The organism is Pseudomonas mangiferae (genome assembly GCF_007109405.1).
Lineage (GTDB): Bacteria > Pseudomonadota > Gammaproteobacteria > Pseudomonadales > Pseudomonadaceae > Pseudomonas_T > Pseudomonas_T mangiferae.
The window spans coordinates 50,589-66,738 of sequence record NZ_VJOY01000019.1; the positions used below are offsets into that span (position 1 = coordinate 50,589).

A 16,150-nucleotide genomic window follows, 5' to 3' on the forward strand; every position below is an offset into this window, starting at 1 on the left:
ATCAGGAATGGGGTTCCACCGGCAGGCCGTCCGTGAGGGCGTACCAGTCGGCTTTCCATTCCGTGTAGATGTGGGTCTGCGCCACCTCGCCCAGGGGCGAATCCAGGGTCCCGGGCGTCATGCAGGTGGTGTCGCTGTCCACCTTCATCCATTGCAGCGTGCTGCCGCAGTGGGGGCAGAAGGTGCGGGCGATCCCCGGCGAGGAGCCGTAGGTGCGCACCTGGTCGGCGCCCTGGACGAAGCGCAGGGCCTGCTTGGGCACCGAGAAATAGGAGCCGAACGGAGCGCCGTGGGCCTTGCGGCACTGGCCGCAATGGCAGTGGCTGATGGCGTTCACGGGGGCGTCGATCTCATAGCGGATCGCGCCGCACAGGCAACTTCCCTTGAGCATGCAGACCTCCTTCGGGCGGGGCCGGGCCCCGCGTCGTGGCGCGTCGATCAGCGCGAGGCGCGCCGGCTCATGAAGGCCAGGCGCTCCAGCAGTTGCACGTCCTGCTCGTTCTTCACCAGGGCGCCGGCCAGGGGCGGGATGGCCTTGGTGGGGTCGCGCTCGCGCAGCACCGCTTCGCCGATGTCATCGGCCATCAGCAGCTTGAGCCAGTCCACAAGTTCCGAGGTGGAGGGCTTCTTCTTCAGGCCCGGCACCTTGCGCACGTCGAAGAACACGTCCAGCGCCTCGCTGACCAGGGACTGCTTGATGCCCGGGTAGTGCACGTCGACGATCTTCTGCAGCGTCTGGCGGTCGGGGAAGGCGATGTAATGGAAGAAGCAGCGGCGCAGGAAGGCGTCCGGCAGTTCCTTCTCGTTGTTGGAGGTGATGATGATGATCGGCCGCTGCTTGGCCTTGATGGTCTCGTCCGTCTCGTAGACGTAGAACTCCATCTTGTCGAGTTCCTGCAGCAGGTCGTTGGGGAATTCGATGTCCGCCTTGTCGATCTCGTCGATCAGCAGGATCACCCGCTCCTCGGACTCGAAGGCTTCCCAGAGCTTGCCCTTCTTCAGGTAGTTGCGCACGTCGTGCACCTTGTCGACCCCCAGCTGGGAGTCCCGCAGGCGGCTTACCGCGTCGTACTCGTACAACCCCTGGTGGGCCTTGGTGGTGGACTTGATGTGCCAGGTGATCAGCCGGGCGCCGAAGGACTCGGCGAGTTGCTCGGCCAGCAGGGTCTTGCCGGTGCCGGGCTCGCCCTTCACCAGCAACGGCCGCTGCAGGGTGATGGCGGCGTTCACCGCGAGCTTCAGGTCGTCGGTGGCGACATAGGACGGAGTGCCTTCGAACTTCATCGGGGGAATCCTCGAACAGGGGCCGGGCGCGAGGGACGACGCGCCGGGGAAAGCCGGACTATAGCCTGCCGGTCGACCGACTGTGAACGCAGACGGGGCATTCAGTCATTGAATGGCGGGTCACGCCGAAGACGCGCGCAGCGCCATAGTGAATGACAAGCACGCTTTACATTACGACAGGTAAAAGTTAAGTTTGCTTGACACAACCCATCAGGAGTTCCGTTTCCATGTCCGTCGCTCGAAATGCCCGTCGTCGCTATGTGCTGGCCTGCACCGGCTTCATGACCCTCTATGCCCTGCTGGTGGTGCTGATCAGTTGGGTCGTGGATCTGGCACAGCTGCCGCCGACCCTGCGGCTGCTGGCCGCCCTGTCCCCGGCACTACCCCTGGCGGGGATGCTGATGGCCTTCGACCGCTACCTGCGGCAGGAGCCCGACGAATTCATGGGCATGCTGCTGGCCCGCGCCGCGGCCCTGGCCGGCGGCCTGCTGATCGTGGCGTTGACCGCCTGGGGTTTCCTGGAGCAATACGCCGGTGTGCCGCGCTTCCCGCTGCTGCTGACCTTCGCGGTGTTCTGGCTGCTGTTCCTGCCCAGCGTTTATTACGTCAAGCACGTCTACCGCTGAGGGGGCACCATGGACAATCGTCTGCGTGAACTGCGCGCCGAGCGGGGCTGGAGCCAGGCCGAGCTGGCCCGGCTGCTGGACGTCTCCCGGCAGAGCGTCAATGCCATCGAGACCGGCAAGTACGACCCCAGCCTGCCCCTGGCCTTTCGCATCGCCCGCCTGTTCGGCGTGCCCATCGAGGCGATCTTCGACGACGCGGCGGACGCCTGATCACTCGTCCGGCGCGTTCTCGAAGCGGGTGTTGAAGGCCTGGATGAAGGCATTGCGCAGGATGTTGAAGAACGCCTGCAGGCCGCTGATGTCCTGCTGGTGGACGCTGCCGCTGAGGTCGATGCGGGTGGCGAACTGGTCCTTCTTCTGGTTCTTCAGGGCGGTCTCGGTGCCGCCTACCAGGGCTTCCCAGATGGAGCGGAAGAAGCCCTTGTCCTTGTTCTCCACGTCCTGGTGCCAGTTGAACACGTCCACGTCCCGCAGCAGCGGCTTGATGTAGCCGCTGAGCGTACCGTCGTCGGCGGTGGCCTCGATCACCAGATCGCCGTGCCCGGCGTTGAAGTCGAACTTGCCGTAGGCACTGGCGAAGTCGTTGAGGCGCTTGAGTTCGATGCCGGTGGCCCGCAGGCGGAAGTCGAAGTCCTCGAAGTTGCTCAGGGGTTCGAAATGGGCGTCCACTTCCAGGGGCGCGTGGCCCAGCAACTGGGCCTTGCCCTCGAAGTGGGCGACCCGCTCGCCCTTGGCGTCGGCGACGTTGGTCAGGTTGTAGACGCTGGCGTTGATCTGGTCGGCGTTCAGGTGAACCTGGGGCTTGGAATTGAAGTTGTGGAAGGTGATGCGGCCGTCCACCACCCGCACCTCGTTGAGGGTGATGGGCAGCAGTTTCTCCAGTTGCTGGCGCCAGTCGGTGCCGGTACCGGTCTGGGAGGCCTCGCGGCTGCCGCCGTCGACGAAGTTCAGCTCCGGCCGGTAGAAGTCCACTTCCGCCACCACACCGTGGTCGTACCACAGGGCGTGCCAGCTCACCGAAAGGTCGATGACCGGGGCGTTCAGCAGCGGCACCGGCACCTTGCCGTCGTCCTTGACGATGTTCAGCCCGTTGATCTTGTAGGCGCCGCGCCACCAGGCCAGGTCGACGTCCTCGACGTGCCCGCGGTACTCGCCCATGTCCGCCAGCTTGTCGTTGAGGTAGTCGCGGATCAGCCAGGGCAGCGCCAGGTGGAGCACCAGGATCAGCACGGCGAGAATCAGCAGGATCAGCAGCGGCATGCTGTAGCGTCGTTTCATCGCAGGGTTCCGTCGCGTACTTCGACCCGGACGTCGGGGTCGCCATGTTCGATGGACAGCCGGTGCCCGGCGGGGTTCGGCCGGCGTCCGCTGGACGCTGGCCGCGGGCGGGCATAGGCTGACGGGCTTGTGTCGACGACCGTCCATCCACCGCTACGAGGAGCGCTTGCATGAGCCGTATCTATGCAGACAATGCACAGGCCATCGGCAACACGCCGCTGGTGATGATCAACCGCCTGGGGCCCAAGGGCGTGACCCTCCTGGCCAAGATCGAGGGGCGAAACCCGGCCTATTCAGTGAAGTGCCGGATCGGCGCCAGCATGATCTGGGACGCCGAGGCCAGCGGGCGGCTCAAGCCGGGCATGACCCTGGTGGAACCCACCTCCGGCAACACCGGCATCGGTCTGGCCTTCGTCGCCGCCGCCCGCGGCTACCGGCTGATCCTCACCATGCCGGCGTCCATGAGCCTGGAGCGGCGCAAGGTGCTCAAGGCCCTGGGGGCCGAGCTGGTGCTCACCGAGGCGGCCAAGGGCATGAAGGGCGCGATCGAGAAGGCCGGCGAGATCGTCGCCGGCAACCCGGACGATTACCTGCTCCTGCAGCAGTTCGAGAACCCGGCCAACCCGGCGATCCACGAGAAAACCACCGGCCCGGAGATCTGGAACGACACCGACGGCGCGGTGGACGTGCTGGTGGCCGGGATCGGCACCGGCGGCACCCTCACCGGCATCTCTCGCTACATCAAGCACACCCAGGGCAAGGCGATCCTCTCGGTGGCGGTGGAGCCCCTGGGCTCCCCGGTGATCAGCCAGACCCTGGCCGGCGAAGAAGTGAAGCCCAGCCCCCACAAGATCCAGGGCATCGGCGCCGGCTTCGTGCCGAAGAACCTGGACCTGTCCCTGGTGGACCGGGTCGAGCAGGTGGGCGACGAGGAAGCCAAGGCCATGGCCCTGCGGCTGATGCGCGAGGAAGGCATCCTCTGCGGGATTTCCGGGGGCGCCGCCATGGCCGCCGCGGTGCGCCTGGCCGAGCTGCCGGAGATGCAGGGCAAGAACCTAGTGGTGATCCTGCCGGACTCCGGCGAGCGCTACCTGTCCACCATGCTGTTCGAAGGCCTGTTCGGCGAGCAGGAAGAGCACGCGTGAGGCTCGCCCCGCTGGCCCTGCTGCTGGTGGCGACCGAGGGCCACGCCGCGGCCACCGACGACTACCTGGACGGGCTGCGTGCCCTGGATCGCGGCGAGCGCCAGCGGGGCGCCTACCTGCTGGAGCAGGCGGCCGCCGCCGGGCTGATGGATGCCCAGCTGCGCCTGGGCGACCTGCTGCCCGGCCAGCCTGGCGAACGCTGGCTGCGGGCTGCGGTGCGCCAGGGCTCGCGGCCGGCGGCGGAGCGCCTGGCCCAGCGCTACTACGACGACAGCGCCTACCGTCGTGCCGCCCAGTGCTGGTTGCGGGCGGCGGAGCAGGGCAGCAGCGCCGCCCAGGCGCGGCTCGGTGCCCTGCAGGTGGTGGGCTATGGCCTGCCCAAGGACAAGGTGCAGGCCTTCGCCTGGCTGAACCTGGCGGCCAGCGCCGGCGATCCCGAGGTGACCGCCCTGCGGGACACCCTCGGCGGCCAGCTGCCGGCGGCGCAGCGGGAAGCGGGCGAAGCCCTCTCGCGGACCCTGGTGGACCATCCGCCGCGCCTGCCGGGAGAGCCCGCCTGCGGCGAGTGAGCCCTGCGACCACGGGTCGCCGCTGCTCGGGAAGGGCGTGAAACGCCGGAAAATTCCTGTAGAGTGCGCGGCTTTTCACGAATTGCGCCGTGCCCATGCCGTTCCGTTTCCTGCCTGACACGTCCCGTTCCGTTCCCCCCTTGCCGCTTCGCGTGGCCCTCTGGCTGCTGGACGAGTCGCCCCTCGGGCGCACCGACGGCGGCAAGCGGCTCGCCGGCCGCCTGCTGCGCCTGCCGGCGCAGCGTGGCGTGGTGCAGGCCCAGAGCCGCCTGGGACGGCTGCTCTGCCACGACGCCGCCGACCTCTGCGCGCGCCGCCGCGGCCAGGAGTGGTTGCGCCAGGCCGCCCGCGCCGGCGACCCCCAGGCGCGCCAGGCCTTGGACCAGCTCAACCCGCAACTGCGCCTGAACGCGCGCACCCGGCCGCGCTGAGGCGGCGGCCGGTATACTCCCCGGCATTCCCTCGCGGAGCCGGTCCATGCCCGATCCCTCTTCCACCCTGCTGCTCGCCCTTTTGCTCGGCGCCGTCGTCGCGGCCGTCCCGCTGTGCCTGCTGCTCTGGCGCCAGCAGCGGCGTCTCGACCGCCTGGCCCCGGACCGGGCCCTGCTGGAGGAACGCCTGGCCGTTGCCCAGCTCACCCAGGACGATCTCGCCGCCCGCCTCGAGGCGGAGCGCGCCGACGCCTTTGCGGCGCGCCAGGCCCTGACCGCGCGCCAGGCCGAGCTGGCGGCGCTGCAGCGGGAGACGGAGCTGCTGGAGCTGGAGCGGGAGAACGCCCGGGAAGCGGAGCGCGCCTGGCTCGGCGAGCGCGAACGCAAGGACGCCGAGCTGCGCCGGCTGGACAGCGAGCGGGCGGCCCTGACGGCGGAACTGCGCGAGCAGCAGGCCTCCCACCAGCAGCGCCTGCACGACCTGCAGGGCGCCCGGGACGACCTGCGGGCGCAGTTCGCCGAACTGGCCGGGAAGATCTTCGACGAGCGCGAGCAGCGCTTCGCCGAGACCAGCCAGCAGCGCCTGGGGCAGTTGCTCGACCCCCTCAAGGAACGTATCCACGCCTTCGAGAAGCGCGTCGAGGACAGCTACCAGCAGGAGGCCCGGGAGCGCTTTTCCCTGGCCCGGGAACTGGAGCGCCTGCAGCAGTTGAACCAGCGCCTGGGGGACGAGGCGACCCAACTGACCCGTGCCCTCAAGGGCCAGAAAACCCAGGGCAACTGGGGCGAGCTGGTGCTGGAGCGGGTCCTGGAGCACGCCGGCCTGGAGAAGGGCCGCGAGTACCAGACCCAGGTGACCCTGACCAGCGCCGACGGCGAGCGCTTCCAGCCCGACGTGCTGATCCGCCTGCCGGGGGACAAACAGGTGGTGGTGGACGCCAAGGTCAGCCTCACCGCCTACCAGCAGTACGTCACCAGCGACGACGACGGCGTGCGCCAGCAGGCCCTCAAGCAGCACGTGCTGTCCCTGCGCACCCACCTCAAGGGCCTGTCCGCCAAGGACTACCAGCGCCTGGAAGGGCTGCACAGCCTGGACTTCGTGCTGCTCTTCGTGCCCATCGAGGCCGCCTTCGCCTGCGCCCTGCAGGCGGACCAGACGCTGTTCCAGGAGGCGTTCGAGCGGCGCGTGGCGATCGTCAGCCCCACCACCCTGCTGGCGACCCTGCGGGTCATCGACAGCCTCTGGCGGCAGGAACGGCAGAGCCAGAACGCCCGGGAGATCGCCGAGCGGGCCGGCTGGCTGTACGACAAGTTCGCCCTGTTCGTGCAGGACCTGGAGGAGGTCGGCAGCCGCCTGCGGCAGTTGGACAAGGCCTACGCCGGCGCGCGCAACAAGCTCTGCGAGGGCCGCGGCAACCTCATCAGCCGCGCCGAGCAACTGCGGCAACTGGGGGCGCGCACCAGCAAGAGCCTGCCCGGCGACCTGCTGGAGCGGGCCGCCGAGGACGGCCTGGCGATGCCCCTGGAGGAGTGACCGCCGCGCCGCTCAGTGCAGCGGCAGGTGACGGCTGAGCAATGCCCGCAAGGCTGCCGGTTTCACCGGCTTGGGCAGGTAGTCGAGGCCGGCGGCATGCACCGCCGCCACCAGTTCGGCGCGGCCGTCGGCGCTGATCACCACCCCCGGCAACGGCTCGCCCAGGCGCGCCCGCAGCCAGGCCATCAGTTCGGTGCCGGTGCCGCCGTCGTCCAGGTGGTAGTCCACCAGGGCCAGGCGCGGCACCTCGCCGTCCGCCAGCAGGCGCTCGCATTCCCCGCGGTCCCGGGCGGTGAGCACCCGGCAGCCCCAACGGCTCAGCAGGCTGCGCATGCCGGCGAGGATGCTGTCCTCGTTGTCCACGCACAGCACCAGGGCGCCGCCCAGGCCCGTGGCTACGCCTTCGTCCCGGACCGGGCGCGCCACCGGGCGGGCCGCCAGGGGCACGCAGACGCTGAATACGCTGCCCTTGCCGGGCCAGGAGCGCACCTCCAGGCGGTGACCGAGCACCCGGCACAGGCCGTCGGCGATGGCCAGGCCCAGGCCCAGGCCCTTTTCCGCGCGGGTCTGGTGGCTGTCCAGGCGCTTGAACTCCTCGAAGATCACCTTGCGTTTGTCCTCGGGTATCCCCGGGCCGCGGTCCCAGACCTCCAGGCACAGCTGGTCGCCGCGCCGGCGCACGCCCAGCAGCACGTCGCCGCGGGCATAGCGGAAGGCGTTGGTGAGGAAGTTCTGCAGCACCCGGCGCAGCAACTTCGGGTCGCTGTCCACGCAGGCCCGGCTGCCGCGCAGGCGGAAGGTCATGCCCTGTTCCTGAGCCAGCACGCGGAACTCCGCGCCCAGGGCGTCGAACAGCACCGCCAGGGGGAAGACGCTGCGCTCCGGGGCGATGCGGCCGTTCTCCAGGCGCGAGATGTCCAGCAGGTCGGCAATCAGGTCCTCGGCCGAGCGCAGCGAGCTGTCCAGGTGGCCCACCAGATCCCGGGCCTCCGCCGGCAGGGCGTCCTGCTGGTGGGCGAGGGCAGCGGAGAACAGCCGGGCGGCGTTCAGCGGCTGCATCAGGTCGTGGCTGACGGCGGCGAGGAAGCGGGTCTTGGACTGGTTGGCATTCTCCGCGGTGCCCTTGGCCTCGGTCAGCGCCTGGTTCAGCGCCGACAGCTCCCGGGTGCGCGCCTGCACCCGCTGCTCCAGGCTCTCGTTGGCCTCCTTGAGGCCCTGCTCGGCGTCGCGGAAGGCGGTGATGTCGGTGAAGCTCATGACGAAACCGCCACCGGGCATCGGGTTGCCGATCAGCTCGATGGTGCGGCCGTTGGGGAACAGCCGCTCGGAGGTGTGGGGCGTGCCCTGGCGCATCCAGTACAGCCGCTTGGCCACGTGCAGGTCCGCATCCCCCGGCCCGCAGAGGCCGCGCTCGGCGTTGTAGCGGATGATGTCGGCGATGGGCCGGCCCACCTGGATCAGCCCCTCCGGGTAGTCGAACAGCTCGATGTAGCGGTGGTTCCAGGCCACCAGGCGCAGGGACTGGTCCGCCACGCTGATGCCTTGGGTGATGTTCTCGATGGCGCCCTGCAGCAGGGCGCGGTTGAACTGCAGCACCTCGGAGGCTTCGTCGGCGATCCGCACCACGTCCTCCACCTGCATGTCCCGGCCCTCGATGGCGGCCTTCACCACCGCCCGCGCCGAGGACGCGCCGAGCACCCCCGCCAGCAGCCGCTCGGTGTGGCTGATCCACTCGGCATTGGCGTTCTGCAGGGCGTTGAAGTCCTTGCCCTGGCGCAGGGCGAAGCGGGTGAAGCTGTGGCGCGCGCGCTCCTCGCCGACGAAGCGCGCCGCCAGCCTCAGCAGGTCCTCCAGCTGCACCGCCAGCATCGAGCGCGAGCCGGCGCGCTGGGCGATCTCCTGGCCGATGAAGCGGCTGGCCTGCCAGTGCTCCGAGACCCGGGTGCGGGAGAACACCGAGACCAGGCCGAACAACGCGAAATTGCCGATCAGCGACAGCAGCACCCCCTGGGTCAGGGGTTCGATGGCCAGGCCGAAGGGGTTGCTGTCCAGCCAGGTCAGGCCGGGGAAGCGTTCCAGGGAGATGCCCAGGCTGCGCGCCACCACCGGCAGCACCAGGGTGTAGGCCCACAGCGCCGAACCCGCCGCCAGCCCGGCGAACACCCCGCGGCGGTTGGCCTGCTTCCAGTACAGCGCGCCGATCATCGCCGGGCCCAGCTGGGCGATGGCGGCGAAGGCGATCTGGCCGATGGTGGCGAGGCTGGCGGTGGAGCCCAGCAGCCGGTAACTGATGTAGGCGAACAGCAGGATCAGCGCGATGCTCACCCGGCGCACGGTCAGCAGCCAGTGGCGGAACACCTCGAACGGCTGGGCGTCGTCGGTGCGCCGGCGGCGCAGCAGCCAGGGCAGCAGCATGTCGTTGGAGACCATGGTGGACAGCGCCACGCTGGCGACGATGACCATCCCGGTGGCCGCCGAGGCGCCGCCGACGAAGGCCAGCAGCGCCAGGGCCGGGTGTGCCTCGGCCAGGGGCAGGCTGATGACGAAGGAGTCCGGGATCACCCCGGCGGGCAGCCGCAGCTGGCCGGCCAGGGCGATGGGCACCACGAACAGCGCCGCGAGGATCAGGTAGGCCGGGAACACCCAGCGGGCCAGGGCCAGGTCGCGAGGCTCGATGTTCTCCACCACGGTGACGTGGAACTGCCGCGGCAGGCACATCACCGCGGTCATCGCCACCCCGGTCTGCAGCAGCATCGCCGGCCAGTGCACGGTCTCCTGCCAGTAGTCCGCCAGCTGCGGCGCCTGGCGCGCTTGGCGCAGCAGGTCGCCGAAGCCGTCGTAGAGGTCGAAGGTGACGAACAGCCCCACGGCGAGGAACGCCGCCAGCTTCACCAGGGACTCGAAGGCGATGGCCAGGACCATCCCCCGGTGGTGCTCGGTGACGTCCAGGTTGCGGGTGCCGAAGACGATGGTGAACAGCGCCAGCACCAGGGACACGATCAGCGCGGTGTCCTGGGCGCGGGTACCGGTGGCGTCGGCACCGGAACCGATCAGCAGGTTCACCCCCAGCACGATGCCCTTGAGCTGCAGGGCGATGTAGGGCAGCACGCCGACCATGCAGATCAGCGCCACCACCACCGCCAGGGCCTGGGACTTGCCGTAGCGGGCGGCGATGAAGTCGGCGATGGAGGTAATGTTCTCCTGCTTGCTGATCATCACCATCTTCTGCAGCACCCAGGGCGCCAGCAGCATCAGCAGCACCGGGCCGAGGTAGATGGGCAGGAACGACCAGAGCTGGCCGGCGGCCTGGCCCACCGCGCCGAAGAACGTCCAGCTGGTGCAGTACACCGCCAGGGACAGGCTGTAGACCCAGGCACGCAGGCGCGGCGACAGGGGACGGCCGCGGCGATCGCCGTAGAAGGCGATGGCGAACAGGAAGGTCATGTAGAGGAGGGCGACCGTGATGATCGAGCCGCTGGACAGCGCCATGGGAACTCCGCAACGAACGGGACACCCGCGGCCTGCGCGGGCTCGCCAGTTTCGCACCAAAGCGGCGCCCCGTCAGGCCGCTGCGACCATGGTCGCAGCAAGGCTTGAGCGCCCTGGAAAGGGCTGATAGCGTGGCACCCTGGCCGCCGCCCCGTTGCACGCGGCCATGTGGCGCTCCGGCGCCCGGACCCTGTCGCCGCAGGGTTTCTTTCTTTTCGAGGTAGTCACCGATGTTTGCACCCCAACCGGTCACGTTGCAGCGAGGCGCGCTGCGCCTGGAACCGCTGACCGACGCCGATATCCCGGAACTGGCGGCCCTGGCCGAGGAAAACCGCGACGAGCTGATCTACATGAGCGGCCCGCTGCGGCCCGACTGGTACCGCCAGGCGCTGGCCGAGCAGCGCGAGGGTCGCGCGGTGGTGTTCGCCATCCGCCTGGGCGACGCCCTCATCGGCACCAGCCGCTTCGCCGACTTCATGACCGCGCTGCCGGCCGCCGAGATCGGCTGGACCTGGCTCGGCCGCGGCGAGCACGGCAGCGGCCTGAACAGCTCCATCAAGTACCTGATGCTGCGCCACGCCTTCGAGGAGTGGCACCTGGTGCGGGTGCAACTGAAGACCGCCGCCAGCAACCAGCGCTCCCAGCGCGCCATCGAGAAGCTCGGCGCCCAGCGCGAGGGCCTGCTGCGCAACCACCGTCGGCTGGCCGACGGCCGCCTGGACGACACCGTGCTCTACAGCATCACCGACCGCGAGTGGCCGGCGGTGAAACAGGGTCTCGAGGCGCAGTTCAACAGCTGACGCCCCGTCGCCGGGCCGTTCCGGCGATGCCGTGCGCCGCCGGGCGCACGGGAACGTGAATCCGGTGGCGCGCAAGCCGTCCTCAGGCGATCGACCGCACCACCCCGCCGTCCACCCGCATGGCCGCGCCGGTGGTGGCGCTGGCCTGGCGCGAGGCCAGGTAGACCGACAGGCTCGCCACTTCCTCCACCGTGGCCAGGCGCCGGATCAGCGAACTGGGCCGGTGCTCGGCGATGAAATCCCGCTCCAGGCGCTCGGCCTCCACCCCCTGTTCTTCCGCCAGGCGGGCGAAGTAGCCGCCCACGCCTTCGGAGCGGGTCGGCCCGGGCAGGATCGCGTTGACGGTCACGCCGCTGCCGGCCAGGGTCTCGGCGAGCCCCCGGGAGACCGCCAGCAGCGCCGCCTTGGTGGTGCCGTAGTGGACCATCTCCGCGGGGATCTGCAGGGCCGACTCGCTGGACAGGAACTGCACCCGGCCCCAGCCGCGTTCCGCCATGCCCGGCGCGTAGAAGCGCGACAGGCGCACGGCGCTGAGCACGTTGACCTCGAAGAACCGGCTCCAGGCCTCGTCGCTGATCTCGAAGAAGCCCTGGGGCTCGAAGATCCCCAGGTTGTTGACCAGGATGTCCACCTGCGGCACCTGCTGGAACAGCGCGCAGACGCCCTCGGCCGTGCCCAGGTCCGCGGCCACGCCCTGGACCCGGGCCCCGGGCAACTTGCTGCGCAGGGTGGCGAGGGCGGCGTCCACCCGGGGCTGGCTGCGGCCGTTGATCACCACGTCGGCGCCGGCTTCGGCCAGGCCGAGGGCGATGGCCAGGCCGATGCCGGCAGTGGAGCCGCTGACCAGGGCGCGTTTGCCGTGCAGGGAAATGTTCATGGGGTATCGCATCCTTTTCTGAAGGAAAGAACCGGGCCGCGGGGCCCGGCATGGAATGAGCGTCAGCGCGCGGCGGTGCGCGGGCCGTCGCCGTCGAATGCCTGCCAGCCGCCGCCCAGGGCGCCGTAGAGCGTCACCAGGGCCTCGGAGGTTTCCGCGTTGCTGGCCACCCATTGCTCCTGGTTGCTCAGCAGGGTGCCCTGCAGGGTGAGCACGTTGAGGAAGTCCACCGCGCCCTCCACGTACTGGCGCTGGGCGGTGTCCAGGGCCGTGCGGCTCTGGCGCACCGCCTCGGCGAGGTGGTCGCGGCGCAGCTGGCTGGCGTTGTAGCGGCGCAGCGCCGCGTCGATCTCGTGCCAGGCGGTGAGCACCTTCTTGCGGTAGTCCAGCGCGGCTTCCTGCTGCTGCGCCTCGCGCAGCGCCAGGGTGCCGGTCAGGCGCCCGCCCTCGAACAGCGGCAGGTTCAGCACCGGGCCGAAGGCGAAGCGCCGTGCATCCCAGTTGCCCAGCTCGGAAAGTTGCAGCGCCTGCAGCCCCAGGTCCCCGGTCAGGCGGATGCTGGGGTAGAAGGCGGCCTCGGCCACGCCGATGGAGGCGGTGGCGGCGTGCAGACGGGCCTCGGCCTGGCGGATGTCCGGGCGCCGCCGGGCGAGTTCCGAGGGCAGGCCCATGGCGAAGGTGCCGTGGCCCTCGGGCACCGGGCCCGGTGTTGCCAGTTCCTCGGCCAGGCGCCGGGGCGGCTGGGCCAGCAGCAGGCCCAGGGCCTCCAGTTCGTCCCCCGCGCGCTGTTCCAGCAGCGGCAGGCGCGCCTCGATGGCTGCCACCTGGGCGCTGCTCTGGGCCACGTCGAGGCGGGTCGCCACGCCGTCGTCGAAGCGTTGCCGGGCCAGGCGCAGGCTGTGCCGCGCGACGTCGAGGTTGTCCCGGGTCACCCCCAGGGTGGCCTGGACCTGGCGCAGGTCGATGTAGTGGCGCGCCACGTCGCCCAGCAGCAGGACCAGCACGCCGCGCAGGTCGTCCTCGGCGCCCGCCAGGCTGGCGTCGGCCGCCTCCACCTGGCGTTGCACACGGCCCCACAGGTCCAGCTCCCAGCTCGCCCCCAGGCCCAGGTCCCAGACGCTGTAGGCGCCCTGGCCGGACTGGGCGTTCGGCCCGCGGGCGCTGTCCCGGGCGCGGTTGAGCTGGCCGCCGGCGTCCACGCTGGGGTAGCGGTCCGCCACCAGGGTGCTGCGGGCGGCGCGGGCCTGCAGCACGCGGCTGGCCGCCATGCGCAGGTCCAAGTTGTCGTCCACCGCCCGCTGGATCAGCCGGGTCAGCAACGGGTCGTCGAAGCGTTGCCACCAGGTCACGTCCAGCGGGTCGGCGCTGGGCCGGCTGGCGGCGGCTTGGTCTTGCAGGGCGGGCCAGGCGGCCGGCGCCTGGGTATCCGGGGCGTGGAAATCGGGGCCGAGGGTGCAGCCGGTGAGCAGCGTGGCCAGGGTCAGGGCGGCGGTACGGGAAAGGGGGCTCATCGCGTGCTGACCTCCCGGCCCTGGTCATCCAGCGCCGCGTCACGCGGGGCGCGGGTGTCGATGGTGGCCACCACCGACATGCCCACCCGCAGGCGTTCCAGCAGCGGCTGGCCCGGCTCCAGCACGATCTTCACCGGGATGCGCTGCACCACCTTGGTGAAGTTGCCGGTGGCGTTGTCCGGCTTCACCGCGGCGAAGGTCACCCCGGTGGCCGGGGCCAGGCTGTCCACGTGGCCGCGCAGGACCTGGCCGGAGAAGGTGTCGACGCCGATGTCCACCGGCTGGCCGGGGAGCACGTCGGTGAGCTGGGTCTCGCGGAAGTTGCCCACCACGTAGGCCTGCTCCAGGGGCACCACCGCCAGCAGGCGGGTGCCCGGGGTGACGTACGCGCCGACCCGCAGCGCACGCTGGCCCACGGTGCCGGCGATGGGGGCGGTGACGCGGGTGTAGGCGAGGTCCAGCTGCGCCTGGTCCAGCACCGCCTGGGCGTGCTGCCGCTCGCCCTCGGCGCTGGCGACCTGGGCCTGGAGCACGTCCACCTGCTTGCGCGTGGCCAGCAGCGAGGCCCGGGAACGGGCCAGGCTGGCGCGGGCCTTGTCGATCCGGCTGCGGGCCTGCTGGGCGTTCTGCACGGTGCCGGCGCCTTCCCGGGCCAGGCGTTCGTGGCGGCTCAGCTCGTGTTCGGCGAAGGCCTGCTCGGCCTGGTCGGCCGCCACCGCCGCCTGGGCCTGCTCGATCAGCGCCGCCTGCCGCTCCAGGGTGGCCCGGGCGTCCTGCAGGCGCGCCTCGGCCACCTGGGTCTGGGCCCTGGCGGCGGCCAGGGCGGCCTGGTAGTCGCGGTCGTCGATCTGCGCCAGCACCTGGCCGGCGTGGACCGGCTGGTTGTCGTCCACCAGCACCCGGGTGACGAAGCCGGATACCTTCGGCGCCACCACGGTGTAGTCGGCCGACACATAGGCATCGTCGGTGGACTGGGCACGGCCGTCGCCCAGCCAGGCGAAAGCGGCGTACAGGCCGGCAGCCACCACCACGGCGGCCGCGGCCAGGGAAATCGTTCGGGTCTTGTTCATGGGAGGTCTCACTGTCGAGTAATCAGGCCACCGCGCGGGGCGGGTAGATGCGGGTGGGCACGAAGGGGATGAGCAGGATCATGGCCAGGGCTACGCCGGCCATGCACAGGTAGAGGTCGGCGCTGGTCAGCACCACGGCCTGCTGGTGCAGGCGCGCGGCCAGGTCCGGCAGGCTGTCGTCCAGCAGCGGGGCGTTGCCCAGGCCGTCCACCAGCACCGTGGAGTGCAGGTGCAGGCGATGCAGGGTCAGCACCTCGATCAGCGCCCCGGCGACCACCGAGGCCAGGCCCTTGACGGTGTTGAACCAGGCCGAGGCGAAGGGGCCGTCCTGGGGCGTCATGCCACCGGTGGCGAGCATCAGCAGCGGGATCACCGCCATGGGCTGGCCGAACACCTGGAGCAGCTGCAGCAGGTAGAAATTCTCGCGGCTCCAGTCGCCGGTGAGCTGGCTGGCGCCGAGGCAGGTGGCGGCCAGCAGGGCCAGGCCGGTGGCCAGCACCCAGCGGCAGTCCACCGCGCGCAGGTTGCACAGCGCCGCGGTGAGGGGCAGGGTGAGCAGCTGCGGGATCGCCACCAGCAGCATCACCGGGCCGGTCTGCACCGGCCGGTAGCCCTGGACCTGGGCGAGAAAGCTGCTGGGCAGGATGATCACCCCGGAAAGCACCACCAGCACGCCGCCCAGGGTCACCAGGGAATGGGTCAGGTTGCGGTTGGCGAGCATCTGCAGCTTGAAGAACGGCAGCGGGTGCGACCACTCGTTGATCAGGAACAGCGCCAGCAGCACCAGCCCGCCACCCAGGCTGAGGGCGATCACCGGCGAGGCGAACCAGTCCAGCCGCTCGCCCTGGGACAGCCCGATGACGATGCCGCAAATGGCCGGCAGGCCGAGCAGCAGGCCGCGCCAGTCCAGCTGGCGGAAGCGTTCCAGGCGCAGCGGGTCCTGGGGCAGACCCCAACCCACGCAGGCCATGGCCAGCAGCGACGGCGCGATGATCTGCCAGAACGCCCATTGCCAGCCCACGTATTCCGTCCACACCCCGGCCAGGGGCACCCCCAGGCTGGGGCCGAAGGTGGCGGTCAGGGCATAGCCGGCCAGGCCGTAGAGCTTGATGTCGGGCGGCAGGAAGCGCAGCGCCACGCTCATCAGCATGGGCGGCAGCGCGCCGCCGGCGAAGCCTTGCAGCGTGCGCAACGCCATCAGGGTCTCCAGGTTCGGCGCCAGGGGGCAGAGCAGCCCCAGCAGGGCGAAGGCGCCAATGGCGCAAAGGGTGAAGCGGCGCAGGGAAAAGGTCGCCGCGCACCAGGGCGCGAAGGCCATGGCCGAGACCGAGGTGGCCGAGTACAGCGCCACCAGCCAGCTGCCTTCGTCGGCGCCGATGTGCAGGGCGCCACGGATGTCGGCCATGGCCATCTTGGTGACCATTTCGTTGAGCCCGGCGCAGAGCACCGCCAGCAGCACCCCCAGCAACCCGACGACGATGCGTGGGCCGAACGGTTGCGGGGCGGGTGGCTGTCTCTTATACAGATCTCACGCTC

General features: G+C 70.4%; 15 protein-coding genes. 7 read left to right on the forward strand and 8 right to left on the reverse strand.

Going from position 1 to position 16,150, the window contains the following annotated elements; genetic code table 11:
• Position 1 precedes the first annotated feature (1 nt).
• Together FM069_RS19210 and FM069_RS19215 are read right to left on the reverse strand one after the other, a co-directional pair.
• Positions 2–391, reverse strand: coding sequence for a GFA family protein (locus FM069_RS19210; protein ID WP_143490021.1), 390 nt, complete (start codon positions 389–391; stop codon positions 2–4).
• 47 nt (positions 392–438) lie between these two features.
• Positions 439–1,284 (reverse strand): AAA family ATPase, encoded by an 846-nt coding sequence (locus FM069_RS19215; protein ID WP_143490023.1) that lies wholly within the window; start codon positions 1,282–1,284, stop codon positions 439–441.
• A 227-nt stretch (positions 1,285–1,511) separates the two neighbouring features.
• Between FM069_RS19215 and FM069_RS19220 the strand changes: the two genes are divergently transcribed.
• Together FM069_RS19220 and FM069_RS19225 are read left to right on the forward strand one after the other, a co-directional pair.
• On the forward strand, positions 1,512–1,910 hold the full coding sequence (locus FM069_RS19220) for a hypothetical protein (protein ID WP_143490025.1): 399 nt from the start codon (positions 1,512–1,514) through the stop codon (positions 1,908–1,910).
• Positions 1,911–1,919: 9 nt separating this feature from the next.
• Positions 1,920–2,120, forward strand: coding sequence for a helix-turn-helix transcriptional regulator (locus tag FM069_RS19225; RefSeq protein ID WP_143490026.1), 201 nt, complete (start codon positions 1,920–1,922; stop codon positions 2,118–2,120).
• On the opposite strand, the gene FM069_RS19230 is transcribed toward FM069_RS19225, so the two are convergent.
• The gene (locus FM069_RS19230; RefSeq protein WP_143490028.1) at positions 2,121–3,188 is read right to left on the reverse strand and encodes a DUF748 domain-containing protein; all 1,068 of its coding nucleotides are present in this window, start codon (positions 3,186–3,188) and stop codon (positions 2,121–2,123) included. It abuts the gene before it with no gap.
• A 170-nt stretch (positions 3,189–3,358) separates the two neighbouring features.
• Here FM069_RS19230 and cysK point away from each other — a divergent pair, with 170 nt between their 5' ends.
• The 4 genes from cysK to rmuC all read left to right on the forward strand — a co-directional run bounded on the left by cysK (position 3,359) and on the right by rmuC (position 6,867).
• Positions 3,359–4,333 (forward strand): cysteine synthase A, encoded by a 975-nt coding sequence (gene cysK, locus FM069_RS19235; RefSeq protein WP_143490030.1) that lies wholly within the window; start codon positions 3,359–3,361, stop codon positions 4,331–4,333.
• On the forward strand, positions 4,330–4,902 hold the full coding sequence (locus FM069_RS19240; RefSeq protein ID WP_143490032.1) for a tetratricopeptide repeat protein: 573 nt from the start codon (positions 4,330–4,332) through the stop codon (positions 4,900–4,902). The genes cysK and FM069_RS19240 overlap by 4 nt, the downstream gene beginning before the upstream one ends.
• 95 nt (positions 4,903–4,997) lie before the next feature.
• Positions 4,998–5,333, forward strand: coding sequence for an SEL1-like repeat protein (locus FM069_RS22105; protein ID WP_143490045.1), 336 nt, complete (start codon positions 4,998–5,000; stop codon positions 5,331–5,333).
• Between the two features lie 172 nt (positions 5,334–5,505).
• A complete protein-coding gene (gene rmuC / locus FM069_RS19250; protein WP_178106856.1) occupies positions 5,506–6,867 on the forward strand; it encodes a DNA recombination protein RmuC in 1,362 nt (453 codons plus the stop codon).
• 12 nt (positions 6,868–6,879) lie between these two features.
• Here rmuC and FM069_RS19255 read toward each other — a convergent pair whose 3' ends face one another.
• Positions 6,880–10,356, reverse strand: a complete 3,477-nt coding sequence (locus FM069_RS19255) for a hybrid sensor histidine kinase/response regulator (RefSeq protein ID WP_143490036.1) — start codon at positions 10,354–10,356, stop codon at positions 6,880–6,882.
• Between the two features lie 230 nt (positions 10,357–10,586).
• Here FM069_RS19255 and FM069_RS19260 point away from each other — a divergent pair, with 230 nt between their 5' ends.
• A complete protein-coding gene (locus FM069_RS19260; RefSeq protein ID WP_143490038.1) occupies positions 10,587–11,156 on the forward strand; it encodes a GNAT family N-acetyltransferase in 570 nt (189 codons plus the stop codon).
• Positions 11,157–11,238: 82 nt separating this feature from the next.
• On the opposite strand, the gene FM069_RS19265 is transcribed toward FM069_RS19260, so the two are convergent.
• The 4 genes from FM069_RS19265 to FM069_RS19280 form a co-directional block, all read right to left on the reverse strand.
• Positions 11,239–12,033, reverse strand: a complete 795-nt coding sequence (locus tag FM069_RS19265; RefSeq protein WP_143490040.1) for an SDR family NAD(P)-dependent oxidoreductase — start codon at positions 12,031–12,033, stop codon at positions 11,239–11,241.
• A gap of 62 nt (positions 12,034–12,095) precedes the next feature.
• Entirely contained in the window at positions 12,096–13,544 is a 1,449-nt protein-coding gene (locus tag FM069_RS19270) for an efflux transporter outer membrane subunit (protein WP_143490041.1), read from the reverse strand.
• Positions 13,541–14,614 (reverse strand): HlyD family secretion protein, encoded by a 1,074-nt coding sequence (locus FM069_RS19275; RefSeq protein WP_143490042.1) that lies wholly within the window; start codon positions 14,612–14,614, stop codon positions 13,541–13,543. The genes FM069_RS19270 and FM069_RS19275 overlap by 4 nt, the downstream gene beginning before the upstream one ends.
• Before the next feature lie 22 nt (positions 14,615–14,636).
• Positions 14,637–16,139: an MFS transporter gene (locus tag FM069_RS19280; RefSeq protein WP_143490043.1), complete on the reverse strand. Its 1,503-nt coding sequence runs from the start codon at positions 16,137–16,139 to the stop codon at positions 14,637–14,639.
• Positions 16,140–16,150: the final 11 nt, after the last annotated feature.

Bases quoted from the DNA above. Each gene is read 5' to 3' on its own strand.
- FM069_RS19230 (WP_143490028.1), bottom strand. From the start codon at position 3,188: ATGAAACGACGCTACAGCATGCCGCTGCTGATCCTGCTGATTCTCGCC.
- FM069_RS19220 (WP_143490025.1), top strand. From the start codon at position 1,512: ATGTCCGTCGCTCGAAATGCCCGTCGTCGCTATGTGCTGGCCTGCACC.
- FM069_RS19215 (WP_143490023.1), bottom strand. From the start codon at position 1,284: ATGAAGTTCGAAGGCACTCCGTCCTATGTCGCCACCGACGACCTGAAG.
- FM069_RS22105 (WP_143490045.1), top strand. From the start codon at position 4,998: ATGCCGTTCCGTTTCCTGCCTGACACGTCCCGTTCCGTTCCCCCCTTG.
- cysK (WP_143490030.1), top strand. From the start codon at position 3,359: ATGAGCCGTATCTATGCAGACAATGCACAGGCCATCGGCAACACGCCG.
- FM069_RS19270 (WP_143490041.1), bottom strand. From the start codon at position 13,544: ATGAGCCCCCTTTCCCGTACCGCCGCCCTGACCCTGGCCACGCTGCTC.
- FM069_RS19260 (WP_143490038.1), top strand. From the start codon at position 10,587: ATGTTTGCACCCCAACCGGTCACGTTGCAGCGAGGCGCGCTGCGCCTG.
- FM069_RS19225 (WP_143490026.1), top strand. From the start codon at position 1,920: ATGGACAATCGTCTGCGTGAACTGCGCGCCGAGCGGGGCTGGAGCCAG.
- FM069_RS19210 (WP_143490021.1), bottom strand. From the start codon at position 391: ATGCTCAAGGGAAGTTGCCTGTGCGGCGCGATCCGCTATGAGATCGAC.
- FM069_RS19265 (WP_143490040.1), bottom strand. From the start codon at position 12,033: ATGAACATTTCCCTGCACGGCAAACGCGCCCTGGTCAGCGGCTCCACT.
- FM069_RS19275 (WP_143490042.1), bottom strand. From the start codon at position 14,614: ATGAACAAGACCCGAACGATTTCCCTGGCCGCGGCCGCCGTGGTGGTG.
- FM069_RS19255 (WP_143490036.1), bottom strand. From the start codon at position 10,356: ATGGCGCTGTCCAGCGGCTCGATCATCACGGTCGCCCTCCTCTACATG.